Origin of the sequence: Streptomyces sp. NPDC005393, from assembly GCF_040606675.1 — a bacterium.
Taxonomy (GTDB): Bacteria; Actinomycetota; Actinomycetes; order Streptomycetales; family Streptomycetaceae; genus Streptomyces.
In genome coordinates this window covers 1-1430 of sequence record NZ_JBEXFG010000140.1, presented here as the reverse complement: position 1 = coordinate 1430, position 1430 = coordinate 1, and the positions used below count along the sequence as shown (strand labels likewise).

Genomic DNA, 1430 nt, shown 5'->3' with positions numbered 1-1430 from the left:
GGGTCTTCAAAGTTGAGCGGTGCGGAGGTGTCCACGGGCTCGGCGGGTGGTAACGCAGCGTGTGCGTAGGCGCTGGTTGTCGGCGTTGCGGAACCCGAACGCGTTGCGTGCGACGAGCTTGATCACGCGGTTGATGCCTTCGCTCTTGGCGTTGCTGTGGCCGGTGTCAATGAACGCGGCGATCTCGGTCCACCAGCGGTCGACCGTGGCGGCGAGGGTACGGACTTCGGGGATGTCGGCGTCCGCGCACCAGGTGAGGAACTTCCAACGGGCGTGGCCCACTTGGTTCCGGTCGGTGCCGGTGCGGGCCAGGGCGAGGATGGTACGCAGGCTCTCCTTGGCGATCCATGCCGTCAGAAGCGTCTGTCCGATCTTCCCTTCGTCCAGCAGCGGGTTCCACATCCGCTCGAACTGCTCGTGGCCAAGGTCTTCGCGGTTGCGGAGCAGGCGGCGTCGGGCCTTCCACTCGGGGTCACTGGCGCGTCCGCGTCGGCCGCGGATCTCGGCGGTGGTGCGGCGCCGCACCAGGGAGAGCACCTTGTTCGCGAGCTGCACCACATGAAAGTGGTCGACCACGACGGTGGCGTCGGGCAGGCCGGTGCGGACTGCGGCCCGGTAGGTGGCCGACATGTCGATGGCGACGTATCGGATGGCTTTCCTCCAGGTCAGGGGCGTGGTGGAAAGCCAGGCCAGCACGTCGGCGACGGTGCGGCCCTCGACCTGCCCGAGCAGTCCGCCGGATCCCAGGGCGTCGACGAACCCGGTGTGCCAGCGGTCCCGGGTCATCTTCCACTTCCCGGTGCCGGGGTCCTGTTCCCAGCGGGTCCGCCCGCGCCTGGTCTCATCGATGCCCAGCACCTCGACGCCGGGCAGCGCAGCCTCGACGACCTCACCGGCGGCAGTGCGGAAGGCGGCCATCACGGTCGGCCAGGACAGGTGTAGATCGCGGGCCGCCTGGATGACCGTGGAGTCGGCATCCCGCACGCGCCGTCCCGCCGAGGCCCGCAGCCGCCCGGTAATCCGGGCGCCGGCCGGTATCTGCTCGATCTGCTCAGTGAACGACCGCCGTGGACAGGCCGTCTCACGGCACCACCAGCGCCGCTTGTGCCAGACGAACTCCAGCCGGATCTCCCCATAAGGGAGATCACGTGGCCGGGTCGTCGCCGAGCCCTTCACCCGGGAGGCGAAGACCCCGCAGGCCGGGCAGGCCCGGGCCGAGGCGTCCGCCGTGGCCAGGTGGACCCGGCGCCCACCGCACTGAAGCCGCTCGACCCGCATGACGGACACCCCGTCGAGGCCCAGCAGCAACGTCGTATCGTTGATCAAGCCCCGTGGCTCCCAGACGATCATTCTGCGTAGAGAACAGAAATGATCACCCAGGACCACGGGCGTCCTGCGTCCAGGGCCACCAACAGCCCTACCCATCACGC

The 1430-nt window shown here is 69.1% G+C and carries 1 protein-coding gene; it reads right to left on the bottom strand.

Annotated elements, in window-relative coordinates; translation table 11 throughout:
- Nucleotides 1-6: 6 nt before the first annotated feature.
- Nucleotides 7-1326: an ISL3 family transposase gene (locus ABZS71_RS35625; protein ID WP_356217018.1), complete on the bottom strand. Its 1320-nt coding sequence runs from the start codon at nucleotides 1324-1326 to the stop codon at nucleotides 7-9.
- Nucleotides 1327-1430: the final 104 nt, after the last annotated feature.